Below are 1,804 nucleotides of genomic sequence, written 5' to 3'. Positions count from 1 at the left end.
CGCTGACCGCCGTTTGCGTCAGCGTCGGAAAAAGCGAGGCAAAGGTGAGCTGGCCAAACTGCGCCGCGCTCAGGCCGAACTCGCGCATCGCCAGCCGGTTGCCGGCGGTGAGGACGTTGTCGGAAAAGACCAGCAGCAGCTCCTCGACGCTGTCGAGTTTGTCCACCTGCCGGTGCAGGCTCATCAGCCACTGCTCAGGATGCAGACTCTGTTTCACCCACAGATATTCAATTTGCTTTGCCGCCGCTTTTACCCAGCCAAAGGTGTGCTGGTGGGGAAAATTCGCCGGGCCGGAGATATCCAGCACCCCGGCGATGCTTCCGTCCGGTCGCTGGAGCGGCATCGCTGCGCAGTACAGATTCTGGTTGCGGGTAAGAAAGTGCTGACGGCCATCGATCTCGCAGCCATCGTCAATCGCCAGCGCGGTGCCGATGGCGTTGGTCCCGCGCCCGCTTTCACTCCACAGATTGCCGGGAGCCAGCGCCACGCGCTGGGCCTTTTGCAGCGCCTGGGTATCGCCGAGAGTATGCAGCACCAGGCCGTCGGGGTCGGAAAGGATCACCACCGACTGCAGGTCTGCGACCTGGCGCGACAGGGCTTCCACCACCGGCTGCGCCAGCTGCTGCAGGCCGCGGTGGCTGGCGAGCCGGTCCGCCAGCTCGCCGGCGCCGAGGCGGGGAAAATCCTCGGTGGCGGGATCCAGCCCGTAGCGCTGGCAGCGAGACCACGAATCGCTCAGCAGGGGATTCGCATTAACCTCTGGTGCGAGAAGAAAGGGATTGCCTGCCACAGGGCACCTCTGGGTCGATGTTGCTGTGTTGCAATATTGTAGCCATTTGGTTTATTTGGTGTTGCGATTTGCAACACATAAGTGGAAACCCGTGCGACAGATGGCTGACCATCTGCTCGGTTAGTGAAGGCAACGTATTAATAAATAAAAATATTTAAAGAAAATAAAAAACTGGCATAACCCCTGCACAGTGAGAAGCGTTCGGCGGCAAATTTAAAAAATCAATATGCCGCTGCGTCTCAACCCTACAGAAGGAGATTTGCGATGCGTTATGCACATCCTGGCCAGCCCGGCGCCGTGGTTTCATTTAAATCGGCTTACGGCAACTTTATTGACGGTAGATTTGTCGAGCCGCTGAGCGGTGAATTCTTTATGAATACTTCGCCGGTCGACGGCAGCAACATTGCGCAGTTTCCCCGCTCGGATGCCAGAGACATTGACTTCGCCCTCGACGCCGCCCATCGCGCGGCGCCGGCGTGGGGGAAAACCTCAGTGCAACAGCGCTCCAGGCTGCTGCTACAGGTCGCCGATCGTATTGAACAGCATCTGGAATATCTGGCGGTGGCGGAGAGCTGGGACAATGGGAAACCGATCCGCGAAACCCTGAATGCTGACCTGCCGCTGGCGGTGGATCATTTTCGCTACTTCGCCGGCTGCCTGCGCGCTCAGGAGGGAAGCACCGCCGAGATTGACGAAACCACGGTGGCCTATCATTTCCATGAACCGCTGGGGGTGGTCGGGCAGATTATCCCGTGGAACTTCCCGCTGCTGATGGCCGCGTGGAAGCTGGCCCCGGCCCTGGCGGCGGGGAACTGCGTGGTGCTCAAACCGGCGGAACAGACGCCGCTAAGCATTACCCTGCTGCTGGAGCTGATCGGCGATCTGTTCCCGGCCGGGGTGCTTAACGTGGTGCAGGGTTTCGGCAAAGAGGCGGGCGAGGCGCTGGCCACCAGCAAGCGTATCGCCAAGCTGGCGTTTACCGGCTCCCCCCCCGGCGGGCGGCATATTCTCGCC

General features: G+C 60.4%; 2 protein-coding genes. One reads left to right on the top strand and one right to left on the bottom strand.

The window, feature by feature from the left end:
* The coding region (locus tag HMPREF9538_RS03790) for a sigma-54-dependent Fis family transcriptional regulator (protein WP_009486166.1) at positions 1-790 on the bottom strand (790 nt) is incomplete at its 3' end.
* A 264-nt stretch (positions 791-1,054) separates the two neighbouring features.
* On the opposite strand from HMPREF9538_RS03790, the gene HMPREF9538_RS03795 reads away from it, so the two are divergent.
* Positions 1,055-1,804: aldehyde dehydrogenase family protein (locus tag HMPREF9538_RS03795; protein ID WP_009486165.1), on the top strand; the 750-nt coding region annotated here is incomplete at its 3' end.

The organism is Klebsiella sp. MS 92-3 (genome assembly GCF_000195655.1).
In the GTDB taxonomy this organism is placed as follows: Bacteria; Pseudomonadota; Gammaproteobacteria; order Enterobacterales; family Enterobacteriaceae; genus Klebsiella; species Klebsiella pneumoniae.
Note: the sequence above shows the minus strand (reverse complement) of the source record. Positions and strands in the feature narration are given on the sequence as shown.